The 25,861-nt window shown below is 70.6% G+C and carries 27 protein-coding genes and 1 pseudogene; 8 read left to right on the top strand and 20 right to left on the bottom strand.

Annotated elements, in window-relative coordinates:
- Positions 1 to 6: 6 nt before the first annotated feature.
- The 4 genes from ACFP2T_RS45315 to ACFP2T_RS45300 form a co-directional block, all read right to left on the bottom strand.
- Positions 7 to 1,383, bottom strand: coding sequence for a GH1 family beta-glucosidase (locus tag ACFP2T_RS45315; protein WP_377433504.1), 1,377 nt, complete (start codon positions 1,381 to 1,383; stop codon positions 7 to 9).
- Positions 1,384 to 1,532: 149 nt separating this feature from the next.
- The gene (locus ACFP2T_RS45310; protein WP_377433502.1) at positions 1,533 to 2,372 is read right to left on the bottom strand and encodes a carbohydrate ABC transporter permease; all 840 of its coding nucleotides are present in this window, start codon (positions 2,370 to 2,372) and stop codon (positions 1,533 to 1,535) included.
- Positions 2,365 to 3,351 (bottom strand): carbohydrate ABC transporter permease, encoded by a 987-nt coding sequence (locus tag ACFP2T_RS45305; protein ID WP_377433499.1) that lies wholly within the window; start codon positions 3,349 to 3,351, stop codon positions 2,365 to 2,367. The genes ACFP2T_RS45310 and ACFP2T_RS45305 overlap by 8 nt, the downstream gene beginning before the upstream one ends.
- Before the next feature lie 70 nt (positions 3,352 to 3,421).
- Positions 3,422 to 4,723 (bottom strand): ABC transporter substrate-binding protein, encoded by a 1,302-nt coding sequence (locus ACFP2T_RS45300; RefSeq protein WP_377433496.1) that lies wholly within the window; start codon positions 4,721 to 4,723, stop codon positions 3,422 to 3,424.
- A gap of 248 nt (positions 4,724 to 4,971) precedes the next feature.
- Here ACFP2T_RS45300 and ACFP2T_RS45295 point away from each other — a divergent pair, with 248 nt between their 5' ends.
- Together ACFP2T_RS45295 and ACFP2T_RS45290 are read left to right on the top strand one after the other, a co-directional pair.
- Entirely contained in the window at positions 4,972 to 6,174 is a 1,203-nt protein-coding gene (locus ACFP2T_RS45295; RefSeq protein WP_377433493.1) for an ROK family transcriptional regulator, read from the top strand.
- 317 nt (positions 6,175 to 6,491) lie between these two features.
- A complete protein-coding gene (locus ACFP2T_RS45290; protein ID WP_377433490.1) occupies positions 6,492 to 8,729 on the top strand; it encodes a discoidin domain-containing protein in 2,238 nt (745 codons plus the stop codon).
- Positions 8,730 to 8,876: 147 nt separating this feature from the next.
- Here ACFP2T_RS45290 and ACFP2T_RS45285 read toward each other — a convergent pair whose 3' ends face one another.
- The 3 genes from ACFP2T_RS45285 to ACFP2T_RS45275 form a co-directional block, all read right to left on the bottom strand.
- The gene (locus tag ACFP2T_RS45285) at positions 8,877 to 9,770 is read right to left on the bottom strand and encodes a sulfotransferase domain-containing protein (RefSeq protein WP_377433488.1); all 894 of its coding nucleotides are present in this window, start codon (positions 9,768 to 9,770) and stop codon (positions 8,877 to 8,879) included.
- A gap of 169 nt (positions 9,771 to 9,939) precedes the next feature.
- On the bottom strand, positions 9,940 to 10,581 hold the full coding sequence (locus ACFP2T_RS45280; RefSeq protein ID WP_377433486.1) for a DNA-3-methyladenine glycosylase: 642 nt from the start codon (positions 10,579 to 10,581) through the stop codon (positions 9,940 to 9,942).
- Positions 10,578 to 11,018, bottom strand: a complete 441-nt coding sequence (locus ACFP2T_RS45275) for a MarR family winged helix-turn-helix transcriptional regulator (RefSeq protein ID WP_377433484.1) — start codon at positions 11,016 to 11,018, stop codon at positions 10,578 to 10,580. Before ACFP2T_RS45275 ends, ACFP2T_RS45280 begins: the two co-directional genes overlap by 4 nt.
- An 84-nt stretch (positions 11,019 to 11,102) precedes the next feature.
- On the opposite strand from ACFP2T_RS45275, the gene ACFP2T_RS45270 reads away from it, so the two are divergent.
- Entirely contained in the window at positions 11,103 to 11,867 is a 765-nt protein-coding gene (locus ACFP2T_RS45270; protein WP_377433482.1) for an SDR family NAD(P)-dependent oxidoreductase, read from the top strand.
- A 25-nt stretch (positions 11,868 to 11,892) separates the two neighbouring features.
- Here the strand turns inward: ACFP2T_RS45270 and ACFP2T_RS45265 are convergent, their stop codons facing one another.
- Positions 11,893 to 12,555 (bottom strand): hypothetical protein, encoded by a 663-nt coding sequence (locus ACFP2T_RS45265; protein WP_377433480.1) that lies wholly within the window; start codon positions 12,553 to 12,555, stop codon positions 11,893 to 11,895.
- Positions 12,552 to 13,016, bottom strand: coding sequence for a MarR family winged helix-turn-helix transcriptional regulator (locus tag ACFP2T_RS45260; protein WP_377433479.1), 465 nt, complete (start codon positions 13,014 to 13,016; stop codon positions 12,552 to 12,554). Before ACFP2T_RS45260 ends, ACFP2T_RS45265 begins: the two co-directional genes overlap by 4 nt.
- A 226-nt stretch (positions 13,017 to 13,242) precedes the next feature.
- On the opposite strand from ACFP2T_RS45260, the gene ACFP2T_RS45255 reads away from it, so the two are divergent.
- Positions 13,243 to 13,413 carry a hypothetical protein gene (locus ACFP2T_RS45255; protein ID WP_377433477.1) on the top strand — a complete coding sequence of 57 codons (171 nt, stop codon included), beginning with the start codon at positions 13,243 to 13,245 and terminating at the stop codon, positions 13,411 to 13,413.
- Between the two features lie 17 nt (positions 13,414 to 13,430).
- Here ACFP2T_RS45255 and ACFP2T_RS45250 read toward each other — a convergent pair whose 3' ends face one another.
- The 5 genes from ACFP2T_RS45250 to ACFP2T_RS45230 form a co-directional block, all read right to left on the bottom strand.
- Positions 13,431 to 13,613, bottom strand: a complete 183-nt coding sequence (locus ACFP2T_RS45250) for a hypothetical protein (RefSeq protein WP_377433475.1) — start codon at positions 13,611 to 13,613, stop codon at positions 13,431 to 13,433.
- 84 nt (positions 13,614 to 13,697) lie between these two features.
- Positions 13,698 to 14,939, bottom strand: coding sequence for a sugar ABC transporter permease (locus ACFP2T_RS45245; RefSeq protein WP_377433472.1), 1,242 nt, complete (start codon positions 14,937 to 14,939; stop codon positions 13,698 to 13,700).
- Positions 14,940 to 15,012: 73 nt separating this feature from the next.
- The gene (locus ACFP2T_RS45240; RefSeq protein WP_377433470.1) at positions 15,013 to 15,828 is read right to left on the bottom strand and encodes an ATP-binding cassette domain-containing protein; all 816 of its coding nucleotides are present in this window, start codon (positions 15,826 to 15,828) and stop codon (positions 15,013 to 15,015) included.
- Positions 15,829 to 15,851: 23 nt separating this feature from the next.
- Positions 15,852 to 17,003 carry a sugar ABC transporter substrate-binding protein gene (locus ACFP2T_RS45235; RefSeq protein WP_377433468.1) on the bottom strand — a complete coding sequence of 384 codons (1,152 nt, stop codon included), beginning with the start codon at positions 17,001 to 17,003 and terminating at the stop codon, positions 15,852 to 15,854.
- Between the two features lie 194 nt (positions 17,004 to 17,197).
- Positions 17,198 to 17,953, bottom strand: coding sequence for a hypothetical protein (locus ACFP2T_RS45230; RefSeq protein ID WP_377433465.1), 756 nt, complete (start codon positions 17,951 to 17,953; stop codon positions 17,198 to 17,200).
- A 134-nt stretch (positions 17,954 to 18,087) separates the two neighbouring features.
- Here ACFP2T_RS45230 and ACFP2T_RS45225 point away from each other — a divergent pair, with 134 nt between their 5' ends.
- The 4 genes and pseudogenes from ACFP2T_RS45225 to ACFP2T_RS45210 all read left to right on the top strand — a co-directional run bounded on the left by ACFP2T_RS45225 (position 18,088) and on the right by ACFP2T_RS45210 (position 20,378).
- Positions 18,088 to 18,441: an ArsR/SmtB family transcription factor gene (locus ACFP2T_RS45225; RefSeq protein ID WP_377433463.1), complete on the top strand. Its 354-nt coding sequence runs from the start codon at positions 18,088 to 18,090 to the stop codon at positions 18,439 to 18,441.
- Entirely contained in the window at positions 18,438 to 18,905 is a 468-nt protein-coding gene (locus ACFP2T_RS45220; protein WP_377433460.1) for an SRPBCC family protein, read from the top strand. Before ACFP2T_RS45225 ends, ACFP2T_RS45220 begins: the two co-directional genes overlap by 4 nt.
- A gap of 11 nt (positions 18,906 to 18,916) precedes the next feature.
- Positions 18,917 to 19,633 (top strand): annotated as a pseudogene (locus ACFP2T_RS45215) (MFS transporter); the annotation flags it as partial.
- 118 nt (positions 19,634 to 19,751) lie between these two features.
- Positions 19,752 to 20,378 (top strand): MFS transporter, encoded by a 627-nt coding sequence (locus ACFP2T_RS45210; RefSeq protein WP_377433457.1) that lies wholly within the window; start codon positions 19,752 to 19,754, stop codon positions 20,376 to 20,378.
- On the opposite strand, the gene ACFP2T_RS45205 is transcribed toward ACFP2T_RS45210, so the two are convergent.
- From ACFP2T_RS45205 to ACFP2T_RS45180, 6 genes are all read right to left on the bottom strand, one after another.
- Positions 20,356 to 21,507: an epoxide hydrolase family protein gene (locus tag ACFP2T_RS45205; protein WP_377433455.1), complete on the bottom strand. Its 1,152-nt coding sequence runs from the start codon at positions 21,505 to 21,507 to the stop codon at positions 20,356 to 20,358. The two genes, ACFP2T_RS45210 and ACFP2T_RS45205, sit on opposite strands and share 23 nt — an antisense overlap.
- Positions 21,508 to 21,698: 191 nt before the next feature.
- Complete coding sequence (locus ACFP2T_RS45200; protein ID WP_377433453.1) at positions 21,699 to 22,148, bottom strand: hypothetical protein; 450 nt, start codon at positions 22,146 to 22,148, stop codon at positions 21,699 to 21,701.
- Between the two features lie 72 nt (positions 22,149 to 22,220).
- Positions 22,221 to 22,661 (bottom strand): GNAT family N-acetyltransferase, encoded by a 441-nt coding sequence (locus ACFP2T_RS45195; RefSeq protein ID WP_377433451.1) that lies wholly within the window; start codon positions 22,659 to 22,661, stop codon positions 22,221 to 22,223.
- Positions 22,658 to 24,121: an argininosuccinate lyase gene (argH, locus tag ACFP2T_RS45190; RefSeq protein ID WP_377433565.1), complete on the bottom strand. Its 1,464-nt coding sequence runs from the start codon at positions 24,119 to 24,121 to the stop codon at positions 22,658 to 22,660. Before argH ends, ACFP2T_RS45195 begins: the two co-directional genes overlap by 4 nt.
- Before the next feature lie 8 nt (positions 24,122 to 24,129).
- The gene (locus ACFP2T_RS45185; RefSeq protein WP_377433448.1) at positions 24,130 to 25,341 is read right to left on the bottom strand and encodes an argininosuccinate synthase; all 1,212 of its coding nucleotides are present in this window, start codon (positions 25,339 to 25,341) and stop codon (positions 24,130 to 24,132) included.
- Positions 25,338 to 25,853 carry an arginine repressor gene (locus ACFP2T_RS45180; protein ID WP_377433447.1) on the bottom strand — a complete coding sequence of 172 codons (516 nt, stop codon included), beginning with the start codon at positions 25,851 to 25,853 and terminating at the stop codon, positions 25,338 to 25,340. The genes ACFP2T_RS45185 and ACFP2T_RS45180 overlap by 4 nt, the downstream gene beginning before the upstream one ends.
- Positions 25,854 to 25,861 lie beyond the last annotated feature (8 nt).

Here is a 25,861-nt window from a genome sequence, read left to right as displayed (position 1 = left end):
TGACGGCTACCCGAGCGGAGCGGACGGCTCCGGCTTGCCGGCGAGGCGCTGGTGGTCCCGGATGATGTCGGCGTAACGCAGTCCGCTGGCCTTCATCGTCCGGGTCTGGGTGGCGTAGTCCACGTGCACCAGGCCGAACCGCTTGTCGTATCCGTACGACCACTCGAAGTTGTCCAGCAGGGACCAGTAGAAGTAGCCGTCGATCGGCACTCCCCGGGCGGCGGCCGCCGCGCAGGCCTGGATGTGCTCCTCCAGGTACGCGGTCCGCTCCTTGTCCTCGATCCCGCCCTCCGGGGTGACCTGGTCGGCCCAGGCCGATCCGCTCTCGGTGACGAGGATCCGGTTCGGGGCGTACCGGTCGGTCACCGAGACGAGCAACTCCTCCAGACCGGTCGGGTACGCCTCCCAGTCCATCGCGGTCTGCACCGAGCCGGGCACCGGGATCTGCCGCGCGTACGGCACCGGCCCCTCCGGGTCGTCCACGATGACCTGCCGGAAGTAGTAGTTCAGCCCGAGGAAGTCGGTGGGGGTGGCGATGCACTCGAGGTCGCCGGGGCGGACCGGCGGCTCGATGCCGTACGTTTCGATCATGTCGGCCGGGTAGCCCCGCCCGTACAGCGGGTCCAGCCACCAGCGGTTGATGTGCCCGTCGGCCCGGACCGCGGCGGCGATGTCCTCGGGGCGGTCGCTGCCGGGCTCGCAGGGGCTGGGGTTGAGCACGATGCCGACCGAGGCCGGCCGGGCCGCCGAGGCCCGGATCGCCGCCGTGGCGAGACCGTGCCCGAGCAGGGTGTGGTGCGAGGTGGCGATGGCACGGCCCAGGTCCTGGTCGCCCGGTGCCATCCGGCCCTCCAGGTGCCCGATCCAGGAGACGCAGAGCGGTTCGTTCACCGTCACCCAGTCGGTGACCCGGTCACCCAGCGCGGCGGCGACCACGGTGGCGTAGTCGGCGAACGCCTCGGCGGTGGACCGCTCCGGCCAGCCGCCCCGGTCCTGCAACGCCTGCGGCAGGTCCCAGTGGTAGAGCGTGACCAGCGGCCGGATGTCGGCCTCCAGCAGCGCGTCGACCAGCCGGTCGTAGAAGGCCAGCCCGGCCGCGTTCACCTGGCCGACGCCGTCCGGGATGATCCTCGGCCAGGCCACCGAGAACCGGTACGCGTCGACGCCGAGCCGGCGCATCAGCGCCACATCCTCCGGCCAACGGTGGTAGTGGTCGCAGGCGACGTCACCGGTGTCGCCGTTGTCGATGGCCCCGGGTACCCGGCTGAAGGTGTCCCAGATGGACGGCCGGCGACCATCCGCGCTGACTGCGCCCTCGATCTGGTACGCCGCCGTGGCGACGCCCCAGGTGAAGTTGGGCGACAACTTGGACAGGTCCGGCACTGGTCGACTCCTTTGACACATTGAGCTATGGCGCTGACTCGTTGCGCGGTCGCCGCTGGTCGTCGGAGGGTGACCGCTCACTTTTCGTTGACGACGACCGCGCTCCCCGATCCGACAATCGGCGCGGCACCCGACCTACACGGCGGGTCCTACTTGACCGCGCCGGCGGTCAGGCCGGCGACGAAGTAGCGCTGCAGGGCCAGGAAGCCGACCACCACCGGGATGCTCACCACCACCGACGCGGCCATGGCCTGGTTCCAGTAGACGTTGTACTGGGTCGCGTAACCCTGGAGGCCGACGGCCAGGGTCCGGCTGTTCTCGTCGGTCATCACCGAGGCGAACAGCACCTCGCCCCAGGCGGTCATGAAGGCGTACACCGTGACCGCGACGATTCCCGGCACGGCGGTGGGCAGGATGACCTGGAACAGGGTGCGCATCGGTCCGGCACCGTCGACCTGGGCCGCCTCGTCGAGGCCGCGCGGGATCGAGTCGAAGTAGCCGACCAGCATCCAGATCGAGAACGGCAGCGAGAAGGTGAGGTAGGTGATGATCAGTCCGAGCCGGGTGGCGTAGAGCTCGATCCCGGTGGCGTTGCCCAGGTTGACGTAGATGAGGAACAGCGGCAGCAGGAAGAGGATGCCGGGGAACATCTGCGTCGAGAGCACGGTGACCGAGAAGATCTGCCGGCCCCGGAACCGGTACCGGCTGATCGCGAACGCGGCGAAGATCGCGATGGACACCGAGACCACCGCCGCGACGCTGGCCACCATCAGGCTGTTCACCAGGTACCGGCCGAGCGGAACCGTCCGCCACATGTCCAGGAACGGCTGGATCGTCGGTCGGCTCGGCAACCAGGTGAAGGCGCCCTGCACGTCGCGCAGCGGCTTGAGCGCCGAGCTGAGCATCACGTACAGCGGGGTGATGGTGAACAGGGTCAGCAGGCTGAGCACGATCCGCCGGGCCCAGCGTTCGCCGGAGGTCTCACGCATGCTCTCTCCTCCGGTTGGTGACGAGCAGGTACACGGCGGTGACGACGAGCAGGAAGAGCAGCAGTGCCACGGACATCGCCGAGCCGAGCCCGAAGTTCCAGGTGACGAAGGAACTCTCGTAGATGTGGATCGAGATCAGGTCGGCCTGCTTCGGGGCGGAGCCGCCGAACAGCACGTACGGGGTGTTGAAGTCGTTGAAGGTCCAGAGGAAGAGGACCAGCAGCAGCACCTGGTTGACCGGCCGGAGCATCGGCAGCGTCACGTCGCGCAGCCGCCGCCAGAACCCGGCTCCGTCGATCGCCGCGGCCTCGTACAGCTCGCCCGGGATGTTCTGCATTCCGGCCATCAGGCAGAGGAAGGCGAACGGCCAGGACCGCCAGAGCGACACCACGAGCAGGGCGACGAAGCTGTTGTCCCCGATCAGCCAGAACGGCCGGTCACCGCTGATCAGCCCGAACTGGTCGAGGACCTGGTTCACCAGGCCGGTGTCCCGCTGGAACATGAAGGTCCAGGTGATCACCGCCGTGTAGACCGGCAGGGCGTACGGGGTGAGGAACAGCGTCCGCAGCAGCGCCCTGCCCCGGAACGGCCGTTGCAGGAACACCGCCGCGGCCATCCCGAACACCCAGGAGAGCCCGACCGAGGCCACCGTGTAGAGCACGGTCACCCAGAAGGAGTGCAGCAGGTCCTTGCCGGTCGCCGAGCTGAAGTCGAACGTGACGCGGTAGTTCTCCAGGCCGGCGAAGGGTGCGGTGGACCAGTCCCGGATGTGGAACTGGGTGAGTTCGAGCAGGCTCATCCAGACCCCGACGAGCATCGGAATCACGTGGACGCCGAGTTCGAGCACGATCGCCGGAACGAGCAACAGGTACGGCAGGTACGACCGTCCCGGTCCGCGGCGCTTCGGTCGTTCCGGCGCCCCGTTCTCGGCTGGTCGCCCGGCGGGCCGTACGGGGCCGGGTGCGGTGGTGGTGGCCATCGGATCCTCTCAAGGTGGACCGTGGAGGGGGCGGCGCTCCCCCTCCACGGTCACCAAACGGCGTCGCGGCTCAGCTGCCCATCTTCTGTTGCGCCACGCCGAGCTTCTCCTTGACCGATGCCTCGGTGACGGGCTTGCCGCCCGCGGCGTCGGCGAAGAGTTCCTTCATCGCGGTACCGACCAGCGTCTCGAACTGGCTCTCCTCGGCCACCTGCGGCAGCGGGGCCGCGGTGGTGCCGAGCACCTCACCCAGCACCTTCTGCTCGGGTGCCTGGAACGCCGCGTCGGCGCTCGCCGGCTTGACCGAGGGCAACGAGCCGTAGGTGCGGTTCAGGATGATCTGCTCCGCGTCGCTGGTCATGAACTTGACGAACTCCAGCGCACCGTCCTTGTTCTCGGTGTGCTTGAAGATCGCCATGTTGATTCCGGCGACCATGCTGTTGATCCGCTTGCCGCCGGCCGGCGGGGTGGCCGGGAACGGCACCGGGGCGATGCCCCACTCGTCCGGGCTCATGCCCTGGGCCTTGAAGTTCGAACCCGCGGCCTGCCAGAGCAGCATTCCCGCCTTGCGGTTGGCGAAGTCGGCGACCGACTGGTTCTGCGCGTACTCGGCGTTGCTGGGGTTGACGATCTTGTCAACCGCCATCAGGTCGATGTACCGCTTGACGGCGGCGATGTTCTGCGGGGTGTCGAAGGTCGGCTTGCCGGCCGAGTCGAACCACTCGCCGCCCCACTGCTGGCCGAAGGTGAAGGCGTGGTGGGCGTTCTCCGACGGGTTGGCGGCCTCGAGGGCCAGCCCCCACTGGTTGCCCTTGGTCAGCTTCTTGCCGACCTCGACCACCTCCTCCCAGGTGGCGGGCGGGGCGGTGATGCCGGCGTCACTGAACATCTTCTTGTTGTAGTAGAGCGCGTACGCCAGGCTGTAGAGCGGCACCGCGGCCGGCGGCTTGCCCGGGGCACCCGCGGCGGCGAGCGCGGCCGGCACGAACCGGTCCTTGCCACCCACGGCGTTCAGGGTCTCGTCGTCGAACGGGATCAGCGCGCCGGTCGCCTGGAGCGAGGCCGACCAGGTGTTGCCGATGTTCACCACGTCCGGGCCCTTGCCCGAGGTGGCGGCGGCGAGCAGCCGGTTGAGCAGGTCCGACCAGGGCACCACCTCGACGTTGACCTTGATGCCGGTCTGCTGCTCGAACTTGTCCAGTTCGGGCTTGAGGGTCTGATTGTCGAACTCGATGCTGGCGCCCTGGTTGCTGGCCCAGTAGGTGAGCGTCTTGGCTTCGCCCTCGGACGAGCCGCCCGAGTCACCGCAGGCGGTGAGGGAGGCGGTCGTGAGCAGGGCTGCGGCAACCAAAGCGAGGTGTCTCTTCGACACGGCTTGCCCTTCTGCGTCGGCCGGCGGCCGGGAGACCCGACGGTGGTGAGCACCGGAGCGGGGGTCTCGGGGCGGACCGGGAGGTGATGGAGCGGTACGGCGCGATCACGGACGGCGGGTGGAGCGGCCGCCGCCGAAGGGGTTCCATCAAGGCTTAATTTACGTCGTTATTAAAGTGTGTGGTGGCTCGGCAGTCAAGGACGGGCCGTACAGTGACTCCCGGCAAGCCGGGTTTATCGAGGTGGTGGGTGGACCTGGAACGGACGACGAACCGGATCGTGCGGCAGCGCAACCGGTCCGCCCTGCTGTCGAAGCTGTTTCTCGAGGGTCCGTTGACCCGGCAGGATCTCTCCCGCAGCACCGGCCTGAGCCAACCGGCGGTCAGCAACGTGGTCGGCGACCTCATCGGGTCGGGGCTGGTGGTCGAGGCCGGCGCTGTGGAGTCCGACGGCGGGCGGCCGAGCATGATGCTGCGGGTCGCACCCCGGTACGCACTGGTGGCCGGGGTCGACGTCGGGGAGACCCGGGTCCGGGTGGAACTCTTCGACCTCGCGATGACCATGCTGGCCAGCGCCGACTATCCGATCGACGAGGCGGGCCCGGAGCCGGCGACCGTGGTCCGGCACATCCTGACCGGGCTGGCCGCCGTGACCGAGCGGGCCGAGGTGTCCCGGTCGGACATCCTCGGCATCGGCATCGGCGTCTCCGGGGTGGTGGTGCAGGGCGGCGAGGCGATCGTGCACGCCCAGACCCTCGGGTGGCACGGCGTACCGCTGGAGCGGCTGGTCCGGGCCGAGGTCGACCTGCCGGTGCACATCGACAACGGCGCCAAGACGCTGGGCCAGGCCGAGATGTGGTTCGGTGCCGGACGGGGCAGCCGGCACGCCGTCTTCGCACTGGTCGGCTCCGGGGTCGGCGCGGCGGTGGTGACCAACGGGGTGATGTACCGCGGGGTGTCCAGCAGCGCCGGCGAGTGGGGCCACACCACCCTGATGTACGACGGACGCGCCTGCCGGTGCGGCGCCCGGGGCTGCCTGGAGGCGTACGTCGGCGCCGAGGGCATCATCGACCGTTACCGGGAGGCCCGGCGCGGGCACGCCGTACCCGGCGTCGACGAGGAGTCCCAGATCAACGGGCTGATCGAGGCGGCCACCCGGTCCGCGACCGCGCGGCGGGTACTGGACGAGACCGCCGGCTACCTCGGCGCCGGAGTGGCGAACCTGATCAACCTGTTCAACCCGGAACGGGTGGTGCTGGGCGGCTGGGCCGGGGTGGCGCTCGGCGCCCACCTGCTGCCGGCGATCCGGGCGGCGGCGGCCGGGCAGGCGTTGCACCAGCCGTACGAGCAGGCCGCGATCGAACTGGGCCAGCTCGGTGTCGACGCGGTGGCGCTGGGCGCGGCCACCCTGCCGGTGGCGCGACTACTGGCGGCCGGCGGCGTCCGGAACTGAGCACCGCCCCCGGCTCCGCCGCCCGGGGCGGGCGCCGATCATCGGCGGATCCCGCGTCTTCCGGCATTCGGGATAAATTACGTCGTAATAAATTGATGTCTTGACGTCGATGGAACGTGGGCGCAACACTCGTGGTCCTGTGAGAGCGCTCTCCAACCGTCCACCCCCGACCGGGCGATGCGCCCCGCCGGTGGCGATTTTCGGCAGGTCGACACCGGACAGCACCGCACCGCACCGACGGCACCCCACCCTCCGACGTCCGCCCCCGCTGCACCCCGCGAGGCGGCGTCGACACCTCCGCACGGACAGGCAGGATCATGATTTTTCAGCGTTTTCCATCTCGGGCCCGCCCTGGCCGCCGAGCCAGGACCCGGCCGCTCGCCGGGTTACTCGCGGCATCGCTGCTGCTCGCCCTGACCCCGTTCGCCGGCCCCGTGCCGGCCGCGAACGCCGCACCGGCGCTGATCTCGCAGGGCAAACCGGCCACGGCGTCGTCCACGGAGAACGGCGGAACCCCGGCCTCGGCGGCGGTCGACGGCGACAACGGCACCCGCTGGTCCAGTGCGTTCAGTGATCCACAGTGGCTCCAGGTCGACCTCGGCGCCAGCGCCACGATCAGCCAGGTCGTGCTGCGCTGGGAGGCCGCCTACGGTAGGGCGTTCCAGATCCAGGTGTCGGAGAACGCCAGCACCTGGACCAACGTCTACTCCACCACCACCGCCACCGGCGGCAACCAGACCCTGACCGTCTCCGGCACCGGCCGGTACGTCCGGATGTACGGCACCGCCCGCGCCACCGGCTACGGCTACTCGCTCTGGGAGTTCCAGGTCATCGGCGAGTTCGGCGGCGGCGGCCCCGGGCCCGGGGATCCGGTCGAGCCGACCGACCCGCGCAACCCCAACCTCGGCCCGAACACCTTCGTCTTCGACCCGTCGACGCCGACCTCCACGATCCAGAGCCGGCTGAACACGATCTTCACCCAGCAGGAGACGGCGCAGTTCGCGCCGAACCGGTACGCCGTGCTGTTCAAGCCGGGCAACTACACCGCCGACGTCAACCTCGGCTTCTTCACCCAGGTCGCCGGCCTCGGGTTCTCCCCCGACGACGTGAACCTCAACGGGCACGTCCGGGCCGAGGCGTTCTGGATGGGCGGCAACGCCACCCAGAACTTCTGGCGTTCCGCCGAGAACCTCTCGGTGACCCTGCCCGCCGGGGTGACCGTGGAACGCTGGGCGGTGTCGCAGGCCGCGCCGTACCGGCGGATGCACCTGCGTGGCGCGCAGAACCAGATCCAGCTCTGGAACGGCGGTGACGGCTGGTCCAGCGGCGGCCTGATGGCCGACACCAAGATCGACGGCACGGTGGTCTCCGGTTCCCAGCAGCAGTGGTTCTCCCGGAACAGCGAGTTCGGCCAGTGGAACGGCTCGGTCTGGAACATGGTGTTCACCGGGGTGACCGGGGCACCGCCGCCGAACTTCCCGAACCCGTCGCACACCGTGGTCGGCCAGACCCCGGTGGTCCGGGAGAAGCCGTTCCTCTACGTCGACGGCACCGGCGAGTACCGGGTCTTCGTGCCGGCGATCCGCAACAACACCCAGGGCACGAGCTGGTACGGCAAGACTCCCGCCGGATCGTCGATCTCGCTCAGCCAGTTCTACGTGGTACGCCCCGGCGCCACGGCGGCGACCATCAACGCGGCGCTGGCCCAGGGCAAGAACCTGCTCTTCACGCCCGGCCTCTACCGGATCAACGAGACGATCCGGGTCACCCGGCCGGACACCGTCGTCCTCGGCCTCGGCCTGGCGACGTTGGAACCGCAGAACGGCATCACCGCGATGACCGTGGCCGACGTCGACGGTGTCAAGGTCGCCGGCATCATGTTCGAGGCCGGTACCACCAACTCGTCGGTGCTGATGGAGGTCGGCCCGACCGGCTCGTCGGCGAGCCACGCGGCCAACCCGACCTCGCTGCACGACGTCTTCTTCCGGATCGGTGGCGCGGTCGCCGGCAAGGCCACCACCAGCCTGCGGATCAACAGCCACAACGTGATCGGTGACCACATGTGGCTGTGGCGGGCCGACCACGGCAACTCCGGCACCTACGGGTGGAATATCAACACCGCCGACACCGGTCTCGTGGTCAACGGCAACAACGTCACCATGTACGGCCTCTTCGTCGAGCACTACCAGAAGACCGAGGTGATCTGGAACGGCAACGGCGGACGGACCTACTTCTTCCAGAACGAGAAGCCGTACGACCCGCCGAACCAGGCGGCCTTCATGAACGGGGCCACCCGGGGCTATCCCGCGTACAAGGTGGCGGACTCGGTGACCAGCCACGAGGCGTGGGGGCTGGGCAGCTACTGCTACTTCAACGTGAATCCGGCGGTGGTGAACGAACGCTCCTTCGAGGTGCCGGTCACCTCGGGAGTGCGGTTCCACAACATGGTGACGGTCTCGCTGGGCGGGGTCGGCACGATCAACCGGATCATCAACAACACCGGCGGTACGGCCAACACCGCCAACCAGGTGCAGTACCTGACCAACTTCCCGTGATCGACGCCTGACCACCGGAGATCGGGTAGTCCCCGACGGGTCGTACCCGATCTCCGTCGCCCGCGCCGTGGCTTCCCGCCACGGCGCGGGCCCTGGTCCGGAGCCGGGGCGCCGATCCCACCGTCCCAGGTCGAGGCGGGTGGGCCGTCAGGAGAGCGGACTCCCCTGGTGGAGCCACGTCACCAGGTCGGGATCGGCCAGGTCCCGGACCCGCAGCTCGTAGTGGCGCAGGTCCTTGGCGTCGAGCAGGTCCCGCCACTGGCCGTTCGACCCCCGGTTGAAGAACCGGCTGGGGTCGCGCCAGGCATCGATCTCCGGCGCCAGTTCCTTCGCCCGGCTCTTCATCTGGTCGAACCCGGCCGCACGGACGAGTTCCGGCCAGCGCTCCTCGGGGATCTCGATACCGAGCTGGGTGGCCAGCCCCCGCATCGTGCCGTCGAGATCCGCCTTCATCGCGGCGTAGTGCAGCAACACGACGTTGGGCTGGTGTCGCGCCCGCCAGAAGCTGTCGAGCAGCCGGAGCATCGCCGGCAGGCCGACCACGACGTCCTCGTCGTTGTAGATCCAGCCCCAGAACCGGTGCCGGGCCGATCCGGGACCCTCGGGCATTGGCGCCGCCCGGCCGCCCGGGCTGGCCTCGGCGACGTCACCCCGGGCGACGGCGGCGGCCCGGACCGCCGTCGCGGCATCCGGGTCGGTGTTCTTGACATGGTTGTCGAACGAGATGGCCGTGTCCCGTGGATCGCGTCCCACGCAGATGTAGGTGACCCGGTCGTCGTGGGGCAGACCGTCGAACGGAGTGTGCGTCTTCATGAACCGGCGGTGCCGCTGGGCCGCCAGCTCGGCCAGCAGGTCGTCGTGCGGCCGGAACAGCGCGTCGGGCCACACGGACATCTCGTCCAGGGGGCGGGGGAACTCGGTCGACTGGAAGATCAGCAGCGCGCAGATCATCTGGGTCCACGTCGTACCGCACTTCGGCGGGGTGGAGATGACGATGTCCCCGTCCCGGAACGCGAAGCCGTCCCATCGGGAACTGTCCATCAGATCGTTGCGATATCGAACTGTCGACTGTCGCACGAAGCCCTCCCCGCGCTCGGCGCCGGTACCGCACGCCGAACCCCGCTGCGCGACGCGCCCCGACCGATGATTGACCAACCCAAATGTAGGGCGTTTCACCACCGACCATCCGCGCATGACCAACTGACCAGCCTCACCGCTGGGCGGCACCGCCCCGGCCGGCAGACGTCCGGGCCCTGGCGACGTGCCGCCGATAGGCACTGACCGACGGATCGCCGGCGATCCAGAACCGCCACGGCAGGTCGTGCGCGCCGGTCACCCCGACCCGTGGACCGGCGGCGACCGCCTCCGGTGGGACCGGCGTGGCCGGCGGGCGCAGCCGTACCGGCCCGTCACCGAGGAGGTAGCGGCCGTAGACGGCGCCGTCCAGGCCGAGCGCCGCGCAGAGCCGCGCGGGTCCGCGCGCCAGGTCCACGTCCCGGCGTACGGCGGTGCGCCGGCGCCGTGCGACGTCGAGCCCGTCCACCACCTCACCGGCCCGGAGCAGTACCGCCGACGCCTCGCCCTCCGGCCCGGTGACCACGTTGACGCACCAGTGCATGCCGTAGGTGAAGTACGCGTAGGCGTGCCCGGCCGGACCGAACATCACCGAGTTGCGCGGGGTACGCCCCCGGTGCGCGTGCGACGCCGGGTCCCCGCCGCTGCCGGCGTACGCCTCCACCTCGGTGATCCGGACGGTGACGCCGCCCGCGGACAGGGTGCTGCCGAGCATCCCGCGCGCAGCCGGCAGCACCGGCCCGGCGAGCAGTGCGGCGAAGTCGACGGCCGGGGTCATCCGCCGTCCTCCGGCGCCGCCACGTGCAGGTTCTCCGCCACCCGGCGCAGCAGGGTGACCAACTGGGCGCGCTCCGCCTCGGTCAGCCCGTCCAACGCCCGCCCGGCGGCCTGGTCGAGCAGGTCGGGGAGCTCGTCGCGGAGCGCCCGGCCCCGATCGGTCAGCCCGATCCGGACGACCCGGCGGTCACTCTCGTCCGGGGTACGGGCGAGCAGGCCGGCCGCCTCCATCCGCTGGGTCGTCCGGGTGATGGTCGGCACCTCGACGCCGATCCGCCGGGCAAGTTCGCCGGGGGTCTGCCGGTCCTGCCGCCAGAGCTCCTCAAGGAGGAAGTTCTGCCCGACGTGCAGCCCGAGTCGGCGCATCCCGTCGGCGAACCCGCCCTTCATGCCCCGCGAGACCAGGGCGAACACGTTCCGGAACTCCCGCTCGTGCATGCCGAGACCCTATCGGGAGCCGTCGGGGATTGACTTCGTTAGCCGGCTAGGTAATTATTTAGCCGGCTAACGAAAGGTGGGGACATGGATCTCGGTTTGGACGGCAGGCGCGTACTGGTCACGGGCGCGTCCAGCAACATCGGTCGCGCCACCGCCGTGGCGTTCGGCGCCGAGGGCGCCGTCGTGGCGGTCGGCTACCACCGCAACGAGGCCGGCGCCCGGCACACGGCGACGCTGGTCGAGCGGGCCGGCGGCAAGGCGGTGGTGGTGCCGTTCGACCTCGGCGACGAGGCCGCCGTCGACCGGGGCGCCGCGCAGACCCACCGCGAACTGGGCGGGGTGGACGTACTGGTCAACAACGCGGTCGCGTTTCCCGGTTTCCCCGCCCCGGGCGAGGTCTTCGAGACCGCCCCGGCGGCCCGGATGCGTGAGTCGCTGGCCGCCAACCTGCTCGGCCACTACCGGCTCTCCCAGGCCGTGGTGGGCTCGATGCGGGCCAACGGGTGGGGCCGGATCGTGCACGTGTCGAGCGGGCTGGTCGAGGACGGGCTGCCCGGCAGCTCCGCCTACGTGACGCCGAAGGCGGGACTGCACGGGCTGACCCGGACGATGTCGCGGGAACTGGCCCCCGCCGGCATCCTGACCAACCTGGTGATGGCCGGGTTCGTGGTCGGCGAGCGACAGCTACCGGAGGCGCTGCTCCAGCAGGTCTCGGCGGCCGCCGCCACCGGGCGGACCACCGAGGCGGTCGAGGTCGCCAACCTCGTCGTCTTCCTCTGCTCGACGGCGAACGGGCACGTCACCGGCGAACTGGTCCGGGCGGACGGGCACTTCCTGACCCCGGCCTGACCACCCGCGCCCCGGTCCGTCGGCGCTAACCGGCGACCCGGTCCGGCAGGTCGGCGGTGAGGTACCGGCGGGACAGGGCGACGAAACCTTCGGGGTCGTCGGCGTAGCAGCGCACCTCGTGCACGGGTTCGTCGGCACCCTTCGGCACCGGCACGGTCGTCGGCCGCCGCAGCACGATGTCCACGCTGGTCTGGCTGGCGGCGCCGATGTTCAGCACGATGGTGGCTCCGCTCCGGTCCACCTGGACGGCCCGACTCGACTCCAGCGAGCGGTACCGCTTCCGGACCGTCTCGACGGCGTCCCACGGCAGGGTCACGTCGATCGACGCGGCGTTGCGGATCCGGATCCCGGCGTCGCCGATGACGTGCGGGTGCACCCGCAGGCTCGCCAGCAGGCCGATCATCCACAACAGACCGTAGACGCCCAACGCGGCGGCGATGATCCTGGCCGTCTTCCAGGGCAGGATCAGGTCGAGGATCGGAATCTCGATCGCCGACACGACGATGAAGACGATCAGAAGCGGGGTCACCACGCCCGCGTAGCTGAACGCCACCGTGCCCTCCGGCGCCACCGGCCGGCGCAGGATCCAGCGGTACAGGCTGCGCCACATGGTCAACTCGTACACGACGGCCTTGCGCAGCAGCGGCATCACCCGGCTAGGGACATTCGCTGGGCCGGTGGTCGTCACTGGTCTCCTCCCCGAGGGTCGTTCGAACGGCTGGCCTCGCGCAGCCGGGTCAGGATCTCGCCGAGCGCGCCGCTGAAGCAGTCGAGCCGCTCCTCCGGCATCTCGGCGAAGAGCAGACGGGCGAACTCCTGCTGGCCGAGTTCCATCTCCTCGACCGTCCGCACACCCCGATCGGTGAACGTGACGAGCGTCGCCCTGCGGTCCGTCGGATGCGGCTCGCGGGTCACGAATCCGGTCGCCTCCAGCCCGTCGACGAGACCGGTGACGGTGCGGGCGCTGACCTTCAACGCGTCGGCGAGATCCCGCTGGGTGCTCGGTCCGCGGCGGCGCAGTTCCCAGAGCAGGTGGGTACGCGAGACGGTCAGGCCGTCCTGGGCCAGGCTCCGGGTCATGTCGTCGTTGATCAGCACGGCGAGTTCGAGTATCTGGTCGAGCGCGGCGTAGTGCTTGTGGGTAACCATCTGCCGTCCTCATAGTGAGTCAGGCTCACTATTATGCCACGCCCCGGCGGTCGACGACGAACGGGATGATCTCCGAGGCGGGGCCCTCTAACCGAGCCGGGACATGCGCGACCGATGATTCATGATGCTCAATTGCTCACTCGCTCGCGATCTCGGCTCTCGGCCTTGCAGGTTGCCATAGGCGACGCAAAGGTAACTTTCAGTCGCCCAATTGGAGGACCCCGACATGTATGTCACCGCGGCCGCGATCGCCGGGATGATGCTGGGTTTCATCGCCGGACTCTGCGCGTATCGAACATCCCGCCGCTGGTGTGCGATCTGTGGCGGTGGCCTGAGCTGCCCCGCCTGTGCCGACATGGGCGTACGCCGCAACACCGCGGCCCGGCGGTTCCGATGACGACCCATCCACCGGCGTTACCGAACGTGCCACTGCCCGGTACGGTCCTCGAACTCGCCAAGGAGGACTGGCGGTACGGCGGCCACACCCTTCTCCTGCTGGTCGAGTTCGTCCGTCTCGACCTGTCGGTGTACTACGACAACCAGTGGGTCTGGATCACCGGTCAGCAGCTCACCCGGGACGGCGCCCCGATGGGCCACCTCGACGCGCTCGTCCGGGTCTCCGCCCTGCCGTCCACCGATCCGGACACCGGCGCTCCGCCGACCGCCTCTGCGGACGCCCCTTCACTGCCGGCCGCTTGCCCGACGACCGCGCCGCGACAACGAGTCCAGAATGACGGCCGCCAGCAGCACCGCCGCAGTGATCATGAAGCGAACGGCCGAGTTGAGTTGCAGCAGGAACATGCCGGAGGTGATCGACCCGAGCACCAGGCTGCCCAGTAGCGCGCCGTAGGTCGACCCGCGACCGCCGAACAGGCTCACCCCGCCGACCACGGCGGCCGCGATGGCGATCAGCAACGTGTCGCTGGCCCCGGTGGACTGGCTCGCGGAGAAGCCCCGGGAGGCGGTCAGGATGCCACCGAAGGCGGTCAGCGCGGAGGTCAGCGCGAAGACCGAGATCCGGATCAGCGACACGTTGATTCCGGCCCGCCGGGCGGCCTCGACGTTGCCGCCGACGGCGAAGATGCCGCGACCGTAGCGGGTGCGCCGGAGCATCAGGTCCACCAGCACGACCAGGCCGACGAAGATGAGCAGCGCGACCGGCACCCCCTGCCAGGCGTTGAGCACCGCGACCGTGGCGGCGACCAGCACCGCCAGCCCGGCGACCCGGAGCAGCGATCCGACCGGTTTGCGGATGGGCAGCCCGGCCGCCCGGCGGCGCTGGCTGTCGACCAGCACCGCGACCGCGTACAGCCCGACCGCGATCGCGCCGACCACCCAGCCCAGCGGCGCACTCAGGTTGGTGTGCGTGAGTTCGCCGATCGGCCCGGTGTACGGCAGGTTGATGGTCCCCTCCGGGCTCAGCAGGTAGAGCTGCAACCCCTGCCAACCGATGTTGCCGGCGAGGGTCACCACGAAGGCCGGTACGCCGAGCCGGGCGAAGACGCTGCCGTGCAGGACGCCGATCAGGACACCGAGGACGACCACGGCGATGATCGCCGCCACGTCTCCCCAGCCGTTGCGGACGGTCAGCACCGCCAGCGTCGCGGCGCCCACCCCCGCCACCGAACCCACCGACAGGTCGATCTCGCCGAGCAGCAGCACCAGGACGACGCCGACGCTGATCGTCCCGGTCGCGGCGATCTGCAACGCCAGGTTGGACAGGTTCTGCGGGGTGAGGAACGCGTCGTTGAGGGACTGGAAGACCGCCCAGATGACGATCAGACCGATGATCACCGGCCAGGCGCCGAGTTCGCCGGTACGGAGCCGACGGCGGGCCGCCGCCAGGGGATTGAGCCGGGACGGCCCCGGGGACTGGATGCCGTCCCCGGCGGGTGGTTCCGGACTGGTCGTCGCGGTGCTCACGGCGTACCCCCGATCTGGCTGTCAGGTCGCCCCGGTGCGGCGCCGCGCGGGCCGGCTCGCCCGGCACGCCCACTCATGCCGGCTGGTCCTCGTCCGGCGAGCGCGGCGCGGTCGCGGTGCCCTCCTCGACCCGGGCCCGGCGCCGGGTGACCGCGTTGTCCAGCGCCCCGGTGATCGCCTGGACGATCTCCTCCTGGCTGGTCCGGTCGGGATCGAAGACGCCGGCGTTGCGCCCCAGCCGGAGCACCACCACCCGGTCGGCGACGGCCCGGACGTCGGCCAGCTGGTGGCTGATCAGCAGCACGCCGAGGCCCCGGCCCCGGAGCCGCTCGATCAGGTCGAGTACCTCCGCCGTCTGCGCCACGCCGAGTGCCGCGGTCGGCTCGTCCAGCAGGACCACCTTCGGCTCGCCGAGCAGCGACCGGGCGATCGCCACGGACTGGCGCTGCCCGCCGGAGAGACCGGCGGCCGGCACCCGGACCGAGGGAAGCCGCACGGAGAGGCTGGTGAGCAGTTCCCGGGACCGCCGTTCCATGGCGATCTCGTCCAGCACCCCGACCCGGGTGAGCTCGCGCCCCAGGAAGAGGTTCGCCACCACGTCGAGGTTGTCGCAGAGCGCCAGGTCCTGGTAGACGGTGGCGATCCCCAGCCCGGTGGCGTCGGAGGGCTTGTCGATACGCACCGGCCGGCCCTCCCAGCGGACCTCGCCGTTGTCGGCCGGGTTCACCCCGGCGATCACCTTGATCAGGGTCGACTTCCCGGCGCCGTTGTCACCGACCAGGGCGACCACCTCACCGGTGTTCACCTCCAGGGAGACGTCGGAGAGGGCCTGGACCGCACCGAACCGCTTGGAGATGCCCGACATCGCGAGTACCGGCGTACCGGCCACGGCTGCTCGACCCCCGTCCGGACTCAGGAGATACCGGCCTGGGTGCACGCCTGGGCGAACTGGGCGGTGCAGATCTGCTGCGGCGTGTAGAAACTCTCCTTGATCACCGTGTCCTTGATGTTGTCCCGGGTCACCGCGACGGGATTGAGCAGCACCGAGGTGACGTCCCGGGTCCCGTTGTTGCGTTGCGTGGTGTCCTGCCCGGTGAAGTCCTTGCCGGTGGCGGCGGCGATGGCCATCTCCGCGGCGATGTTCGCCTCCGGCCGGATCGACTTGAAGACGGTCATGAACTGGTCGCCGGCCAGGATCCGCTGTATCCCGGCGAGTTCGGCGTCCTGGCCGGTCACCGGCGGCAGCGGCGTGTTGAAGCCACTGCCCCGCATCGAGGCGATGATGCCGCCGGCCATGCCGTCGTTGGCGGAGTACACCCCGATGATCTTGTCCCGGCCCAGCGCCGTGGTCGCCTGGTCCATCTCCTGCTGCGCCCGGTCCGGCGACCAGTCCGGGGTGTCGAACTCCTGTCCGATGTTGACCTTGCCGTCCAGTACGGAGTGTGCGCCGGCCTTGAAGTCGGCCGCGTTCGCGTCCGTCGGGGAGCCGTTGATCATCACGATCTGACCGCGCTTCGGATCACCTCCGGAACTGATGCTGTCGAGCAGGGACTGCCCCTGGATCTGCCCGACCCGGCGGTTGTCGAACGAGACGTAGAAGGTCACCGGGCCGGTGGCCAGCCGGTCGTACGCCACGACCGGCACGCCCTGCGACTGGGCGTTGTTGACGATCGCGCCCGCCGCCTTCACGTCGACCGCGTCCAGGATGAGCACCTTCACGCCCTGGGTGAGCATCGACTCGGCCTGGGACTGCTGCTTGGCCGCGTCCTGGTCGGCGTTTTGGAAGAGCACCTGGCACTTGGCACAGAGCTCGTTCAGCTTCTGCGTGATGAAGGGACGGTCGAAGGTCTCGTACCGGGTGGTCTTCGATTCGGGCAGCAGCAGGCCGATCTTGAAGCCGTTCGCGACGTTCTCCTTGCCGGTCTTGGTACCACCGCCGGCCTCGCCACCGTTGTCACCGCAGCCGACCAGCGCGAGACCGACCACCAGGCCGACCACCAGCAGGCCACGAATCCCCCGCCGCCCCCGAAGTCCGCCCCACCGAGGCCGATACCTGGTCGTCACGTCCGCCTCCTGGTCTGCCCGGTCCCCGATCAGGCTCCCCACGGCCGCCCGGGTACGGCCGCCGCGCGCCGTGCCACACCGGTTGGCCCCGCCGAGGGCCACCGATGGGTCGCCTGCAACTGCCCGCGCCGGCTACCCGCTCACGACCGGGGCAAACGCCGGCCGTCGGGGACGCCGACGGGCCAGCGGTCGGGTCAGGACGGTTCCGCCTGCTCGCCCGTGGGTTCCGCGGTTGCCGCGTCGTAGTGCGCGAGCACGCCCCGGGCGGCCGCGAGCGCGGTGTCGGCCTCGGGCGTCGTCGGGGTGGCGAGATCGACCACGGTACGCAGGCGCACGTCCACCGCGTCGGCCAGGCGGCGCCATCGGGTGGGGCGCCCGGTCTCCGGGTCGAGCACCGTCCCGGAGTCGTGATCGCGCAGCACGCCGCGCAGCGCGTCGTCCAGCTCCCGCACGGCGGCGTCGTACGCCTCGGCGTCGCCGGCCGACGCGGTAAGCCCGGTGGTCTGGTCCCGCACCATCCGCAGCACGATGACCAGGTCGTCGGCGTGCCCCGACACCCACCGCCGGATCCGGTAGATCCGACCGAGATCCGGCCAACGCTTCCGGGCCGCCTGCCGGGTGCTGCCGATGGACTCCCCCAGGTCGGCCAGGCTCGCGCCCAGCCAGGCCGCGTCGGCGGCGTCCTCGGTCGCACAGTCCGCGACCACGTCGGCCAGCAACGCCTGCGCGGCCCGTCCGGCCCGGACCCGGCGCAGCACGTCGGCCCGGCGGGACCGCTCGTCGTCGACGTCGCCCGGCTTCGGCCCGCCCTCGGCTACGCCGAACGCCGGGTGCTCGGCCAGCGTTTCCGTGATCCGCCGCACCGCGTCCGTGGCGAGCCCGACGAGCTGGGCGTACTCCCGCTCGGACAGCTGGGCGGGGGAAGGGTCCGACCCTGGTACACGCAGCATGCTCCACACTCCTGACAACCTGAGGTTTACAGGCCGAAGTCTAGCAGTGTAAACCTCAGGTTTACACCTTCCCGGACGACAAACACTTAAGGAATCACTTGACTATTTGCGCCGCAGCCCAGATAGTTAGGTACATGCTTAACCAAGGACAGTCGTTGGACCGGGTGTTCCAGGCCCTGGCGGACCAGACCCGCCGGGACATGGTCGAACGGCTGGTCCGTGGGCCGGCGGCGGTCAGCGAACTGGCCCGGCCGTTCGCGATGTCCCTTCCGGCCGTCCTGCAACACCTCCAGGTGCTCGAGACATGCGGCCTGGTCCGATCCCAGAAGGTCGGCCGGGTCCGCACCTGTCAGATCGAGCCCGAGGTGCTGCGGATGGCCGAGGGCTGGCTCGGCCGGCAACGCACCACGTGGGAGCAGCGACTCGACCGGCTCGACGACTACCTGACCGAGAGTTCCGACCAACCAGAACAAGGGAGCAAATCATGACCGACCAGTCCGTCACACACGCCACATTCAGCCTGGAACGCAGCTACCCCGTCCCGCCCGCCCGGGTCTTCGCCGCCTGGGCCGACCCCGACGCGAAGGCCCGATGGTTCGCCGGTCCCGGCTCGGAGGGACACGAACTCGACTTCCGGATCGGCGGCCGGGAGGTCAACCGGGGCCGCCACGAGGACGGCGGGACGCTGACATTCGAATCGGTGTACCACGACATCGTTCCGAACGAGCGGATCGTCTACGCCTCCGCGCTGCACGCCGGGCAGACCCTGGCGACCGTGTCGCTCACGACGGTCGAGTTCGTCCCCGCCGGTGACGGCGGCACCCGACTACACCTCACCGAGCAGGCCACCTTCCTCGACGGCCACGAGCAGCCGCAGTGGCGGGAACAGGGCACCCGCGAGTGGCTCGCCGCCCTGGACGCGGAACTACTGCGCCCGAACGGGCCCGAGTAGGCGACGATCCGATGACCGGGAGCGGTAACGCCCGCCGATGGCGCGTACTCGCGCTGCTGGGCACGGCGTTCTTCATGACCATCCTGGACGGCACGAGCCTGCTCACCGCGCTGCCGTCGATCGAACGGGACCTGTCCGCCGACGGCGCCGCCACCGGATGGATCGTGACGGCGTACGCGCTGGCCTTCAGCGGACCGCTGCTGCTGTGTGGGCGTGCCGGGGACCTGCTGGGCCGCCGGCGGATGTTCCTGACCGGAATGCTGCTGCGGGTGCTGGCCTCGCTGTGCTGCGGACTCGCACCCACCACCGAGATCCTGATCACCGCCCGGGCACTCCAGGGAATCTCGGCGGCGATCATCGCCCCGGCCGCGCTGTCCATGGTGATGAACGCCTTCCCCGAGGGGGCCGAGCGGAACCGGGCGCTCGGCATCTGGGGCGGGATCGGTGGGTTCGGCGCCACCGCAGGCCTGCTGCTCGGCGGCCTCGTCACCGACACCCTCGGTTGGCAGTGGGTGTTCTGGGTCAACGTCCCGGTCGGGATCATCGTGCTGATCCTCGCCCCGGCCCTGCTGTCCGAGAGCCACGATCCGACCCGGGCCCGCTCGTTCGACATCCCGGGCGCGCTGACGATCACCCTGGCGCTCGTCCTCCTCGTCTGGGCGATCACCGGCGTGCCCACCGCCGGTTGGACGGGCGGACAGACCCTCGGGCTCCTGGCCGCCGGGGCGGCGCTGGTCGCCCTGTTCGTCCTGGTCGAGAAGCGGTCGACGGCCCCCGCTGCTGCCGCTCCGGCTGCTTCGCTCGCGCACCCTCGTCGGCGGCAACCTGCTGATCCTCGTCGCCGGCATGGCGGTCGACGGCATGCTCCTCACGCTCACGGCCCACCTCCAACTGGTACTCGGCTGGTCGGCGGGACAGTTCGGCCTCGTCGGCGCGGTGATGACCGTGGCCGCGATCGCCGGTGCGCTCGGCGGCCAGCGCGCCGCCACCAGGCTCGGCGTACGTCCGGTCGCCGCCATCGGAACCACCCTGCTCGGCTGTGCCTGCCTGCTGCTCACCCGGATACCGGTGCCCGGCTCGCCGGAACTCGTGCTGGCCGCGCTGCTCGTCTTCGGTGCGGGGATGGGCGCGGCGGTCGTCTGCGCCCAGATCGCCGCGCTCGCCGGCGTCGCCGAGCGGGACTCCGGACTCGCGGCGGGCCTGGTCGACACCGCCTTCGCCATCGGCACCGCCCTCGGCGTCGCCATCTGCGCCAGCGTCACCGTCGCCCGGGCGGCCACGGTCGACGGACCGGTACCGCTCGCCCTCACCTCCGGGCAACGGGCCGCGTTCGGCGTGGCCGGTCTCTTCGCCGCGCTCGGGCTGGTCGTCGCGTTCACGCTGCTCGGCGGGCGCACCAACCGACGGACCCGGTGGAGCCGGGACGACCGCCCCGGCTCCACCGCGCCGATCAGTGCGTTCCGAGCGAACTGAAGAAGCGGCGCAGGTCTCCGCTCAACAGGTCGGGCTCCTCCAGCGGCATGAAGTGCCCGCCGACCCCGGGCAGGTTCCACTCCCGGATGTCGGTACAGGCCCGCTCGGCCAGCTCTCGCGGAAAACCGACCATTCCGGGCTCGGTGCTGAGCGTGACCGCCGCCGGCACGGTGATCTCGGGACGGGGGCGGTTGTGCGCGAAATCGACGTACTGCCGGAACGACGAGCCGATCGCTCCGGTCGCCCAGTACAGGGTGACGATCGTGAGCAGGGTGTCCCGGTCGAACCGGCTCTCCAGGTCACCGGAACAGTCGCTCCAGTCCCGGTACTTGTCCAGCAGCCAACCGGCGAGACCCGCCGGCGAGTCGACCAGGGCCGCCGCGATGGTGTCCGGGCGGGTACCCATGATCGCGCTGTACCCGCCGTCGGTCTCGTCGTACCGCTGCTCGGCGTCGAGGAACGCCTGCTCGGCGGGGGCCAGCGGGGCCGTGTCGAAACTGGCCGGGAAGGGCGGATGGATCAGGTGGATCCCGATGACGTGCTCCGGATAGCACGCCCCGAGCCAGCCCGTGACGGCACCGCCGATGTCACCACCGAACGCGCCGTACCGCCGGTAGCCCAGCACCTCGGTCATCAGCAGGTGCAGCGTCCGGGCCATCGACTCCCGGGTTGCCGGTCCGGCCGGCGGGTCGGAGTAGAGGAAGCCGGGCAGGGACGGCACCACCACGTCGAAGGCGTCGGCGGGGTCGCCGCCGTACCGGCCGGGGTCGGTCAGCCGGTCGGCCAGCGGCAACATCTCGACGAAGCTGCTCGGCCAGCCGTGGCTGAGGAGCAGCGGCGGTGGCGCCGGCGTACCGGCCGGGCGTGCGCCGGGAATCCGCAGGAAGTGCAGCCGGCGACCGTCGATCTCGGCGAGATGGTGCGGATGGGCGTTGAGTTCGGCCTCCCGCGACCGCCAGTCGAACCCGTCGGCCCAGTAGGCCACCAGGTCCCGCAGGTAGTCGGGGTCGGCGCCGGTCCGCCACGGCTGGTCGCCGCTGCGGTCCGTGAATCGGGTACGGCGGAGCCGGCCGAGCAGGTCGTCGAGAACCGCGTCGGAAATCTCGATGCGGAACGGGGAAGACGTCATTGTTCCTCCGAGCTGGAGGGCGCTCGTCCCCGAGCCGGAGTCGGCGGAACGTGCCGAGGTCAGCGGGTACGGGTGGCCGAGGAGAACGCCCGGACGAAACGATGGGTGTTCATCGGGCTCACCTCCTCTCGGCGCTGACGGGACGTACCCTGCCACGGCCCCGGGTTCCGGTGCAACCCGGCGCCCCGCCGTCAGCCCTCGGTGAAGTACGCGTACGGGGCCACCGAGACGCCCTCCGACACCGACCGCTCGTCGTCCTCGTCCGCCTCCGGGTCGAGGTCGACCGCCGACCGCGAGTCCATCGACCAGACCGCGAACCCGGCGTGGAATTCGTACCCGATGTCGGACGGGGTGCTGGTGTACCCCTTCGCGGTCAGGTCCGCGACCACGTCGTCGAGGAACCGGAAGGTCAACTGGACCCCGTCGAAGAAGACCTCCTCCGCACCGTCCCCGGAGTACGCGATCTCGACGAGTTCGACGGTGTCCTCCGGGGTGTAGGAGATCACCAGTCCAGGGGTGGTGTCGTAGACGGCCTTGGCGCCACCCGGCCCGTGCACCGGGGACCCGATCCGGGCCTCGACCTCCGCCCGGGTCTCGCCGATCCTGGCCGTCGCGACGCCTACTCCGGGAATGATGTCCACGATGGGCATGATGCCATCGCCGGCGTAACCGGGGTCGCCCGGGCCGTACCCCGGGGTCGCCCCGCCCTACGCTCAGTCCGTCGACATCGGTTTGATCCAGCGGGACCACTCGGCCTGCCGCCGGTAACCATGGGACTCCCAGGCCCGATGCGCTGTGTGGTTGTCGTCGAGCACCATCGCGTCGATCCGGGTGCCGCCGAGGCGCCGGCACCGGTCCTCGGCGGCCTCGATCAGGGCCCCGGCGATGCCCTGCCGGCGGTGCTCCGGGGCCACGGCGAGCCGGTAGAGGTGGCAGCGCCAGCCGTCCCATCCCGCGACGACCGTGCCGACCAGTTCCGGACCGGACCAGGCGGAGATCAGCGCGTCCGGGTCGCGGGCGAGCAGCACCTCGACCGCCCCGGCGGTGTCGGTCGGGCGGTGGGCGTTCTCGGCGGCGCTGCGCCACAACTCCAGCACGGCCGGGATCTCCGCGACCGTCGCCGGCCGGAGGACCAGCTCCCGCTGCCGGCTCAACGCGGCACCACCTGTTCGGTCGCCCACTCCCGCCAGCCGTCGAGCTGGTCGGTGGCGGAGACGAGCTGGTCGGCGACCGGACCCGGCCCGGTCGAGCCGGGGGTGGTCCGGGCGGCCAGCGCGGAGCGGACCGAGAGCACGTTCCGGACGCTCGGGTCGAGATGCTCACTGACCAGCCGCAGGTCTTCGTCGGAGACCTCGTGGAGTTCACACTCCCGGGCCACGCAGAGCGCGACCAGCCGGCCGGTCACCTCGTGCGCCTCCCGGAACGGCACGCCCCGCCGGACCAGCCAGTCGGCGACCTCGGTGGCCAGCGAGAAGCCCACCGGCGCGGCCGCGGCGAGCCGGTCCACCCTGACCGTCATCGTGGAGATCATCCCGGCCAGCGCCGGGAGCACCAGGTCCAGGGTGTCCATCGCGTCGAACGCGGGTTCCTTGTCCTCCTGCATGTCCCGGTCGTACGCCAGCGGCAGACCCTTGAGCATGGTCAGTACGGTGACCAGCCCGCCGATCAGCCGACCGGACTTGCCCCGGGCCAGCTCGGCGATGTCCGCGTTCTTCTTCTGCGGCATGATCGACGATCCGGTGGCGAACGAGTCGTCCAGCTCCACCCAGCCGAACTCCTGCGAGGTCCACATCACCACCTCCTCGCCGAGCCGGGACAGGTGCACCCCGAGCAGCGCGGTGACGAAGAGGAACTCGGCCACGAAGTCACGGTCGCCGACCGCGTCCATCGAGTTCGCGAACGACGTCCGGAAGCCGAGCTCCTTGGAGACCGCCACCGGGTCCAGCGGCAGGCCGGAGCCGGCGAGCGCCCCCGCGCCGAGCGGGCTGACCGCGGCCCGGTGGTCCCAGTCGCGCAGCCGCTCCAGGTCCCGCAGCAGCGGTTGGACGTGCGCCAGCAGCCAGTGCCCGAAGGAGACCGGCTGGGCGTGCTGCACGTGGGTCATTCCCGGAGCCGGCGTCTCGATGTTCCGGGCCGCCTGCTCGACCAGCGCGTCGGCCAGCCCGACGATCCGGGCGGCCAGCCCCCGGGCATGATCACGCAGGTAGAGCCGCAGGTCGGTGGCGACCTGGTCGTTGCGGGACCGGCCCGCCCGCAGCTTGCCGCCGAGCGTACCGAGGCGTTCCAGCAGGCCACGCTCCAGCGCGGTGTGCACGTCCTCGTCCTCGACGGTGGGGCGGAAGGTGCCGGTCAGCACCGCCGCCTCCAGGTCGTCCAGGGCGGCCAGCATCCGGCCCAGCTCGTCCGGGTCGAGCAGGCCGGCGGAGGCCAGCACCCGGGCGTGCGCCCGGGAGCCGGCCAGGTCGTACGGGGCGAGCCGCCAGTCGAACTGGACGCTGACCGACAACCGGGCCAACGCCTCCGCCGGACCGCCGGCGAACCGGCCGCCCCACAGACTCGTACGGTTGGTGCCGGCGCTGTTCTCGGTCAAGCCCTTGTCGTCCACGCCGACCATTCTGAAGGTCACTTGTCGGAGCCGCCCAACCGGGCGTCCCGAGCCGACGCGAGCTTGCTCGGCAGGCCCCACAACTGCACGAAGCCCTTGGCCAGCGACTGGTCGAAGGTGTCCCCGGTGTCGTAGGTGGCCAGGCCGAAGTCGTAGAGACTGGCCTCGGAGCGCCGACCGGTGACCACGGCACGGCCGCCGTGCAGGGCGAGCCGGACCTCACCGGAGACGTGCCGCTGGGTGTCGTCGATGAACGCGTCCAGCGCGCCCCGCAGCGGCGAGAACCAGAGCCCGTCGTAGACCAGCTCACCCCAGCGCTGGTCGACGCCCTTCTTGAACCGGGCCACGTCCCGCTCGACGGTCACGTTCTCCAGCTCCTGGTGGGCGGTGATCAACGCGATCGCGCCCGGCGCCTCGTACACCTCGCGGCTCTTGATCCCGACCAGCCGGTCCTCGACCATGTCGAGGCGACCCACGCCCTGGGCGCCGGCCCGCCGGTTGAGTTCCACGATCGCCTGGTACGGGGTGACGGTCTCGCCGTCGATCGCCACCGGTACCCCGGCGTCGAAGGTGATCACCACGTGGTCCGGGTCGCGCGGCTCCGCCGGGTTCGCGGTGTACGCGTAGACGTCCTCGATCGGGGCGTTCCAGATGTCCTCCAGGAAGCCGGTCTCCACGGCCCGGCCCCACAGGTTCTGGTCGATCGAGTACGGCGACTTGTGCGTGACGTCGATCGGCAGGCCCTTCTCCTCGGCGTACGCGATCGCCTTGTCCCGGGTCCAGGCGAAGTCCCGGGCCGGCGCGATCACCTTCAGGTCCGGGGCGAGGGCGCCGAGGCCGGCCTCGAACCGCACCTGGTCGTTGCCCTTGCCGGTGCAGCCGTGCGACACGATCGTGCCGCCGTACTTCTTCGCCGCCGCGACCAGGTGCTTGACGATCAGCGGCCGGGACAGCGCCGAGACCAGCGGGTAGCGGTCCATGTAGAGCGCGTTGGCCCGCATCGCCGGTACGCAGTAGTCGGCGGCGAACTCCTCGCGGGCGTCGATCACCTCCGACTCGGCGGCGCCGCAGTCCAGCGCCCGCTGGCGGATCGCGGCCAGGTCCTCGCCGCCCTGCCCGACGTCGATCGCCACCGCGATCACCTCGGCGCCGGTCTGCTCGGCCAGATATGGAATGGCGACCGAGGTGTCCAGTCCCCCGGAGTACGCCAGTACGACCCGCTCAGTCATGGTGTGGTGCTCCCTTCAGCAAGTTCTTCCCGGCCGGCCCAGGAGGAGAGCTTCTCCCCCAGCGCCGCGCCGCCGGTGGCCTCGCGGGCCACGACGAGAATGGTGTCGTCGCCGGCGATGGTGCCGACGACCTCCGGCAGCCCCGCCCGGTCCAGCGCGCTGGCCAGGTACTGGGCGGCACCGGGTGGGGTACGCAGCACGGCGATGTTGCCGCTGGAGTCGACCCCGTTGAGCAGTTCACGAAGCAACCGGAGCAGCCGGGCCGGCGCCTGCTCGGCGTCCCGCAGCGGCCGCATGCCGTCCTCCGGAATGAGATACACGGCCGGGCCGTCCCCGCCGCGCACCTTGACCGCACCCAACTCGTCCAGGTCCCGGGAGAGCGTGGCCTGGGTGACCTGCACGCCGCTCTCGGCGAGCAGGTCGGCGAGTTCGGTCTGCGAGCGGATCTCGCGTTCCCGGATCAGATCGACGATCCGACCGTGCCGCGCCGCCCGGGTCAACGGACCGGTCACGGCGTCTC

This window comes from Plantactinospora solaniradicis (assembly GCF_042658085.1).
GTDB classification, from domain to species: Bacteria; Actinomycetota; Actinomycetes; order Mycobacteriales; family Micromonosporaceae; genus Plantactinospora; species Plantactinospora solaniradicis.
The sequence above is the reverse complement of the archived record's forward strand: the minus strand, read 5'-3'. Positions and strand labels throughout refer to the sequence as shown.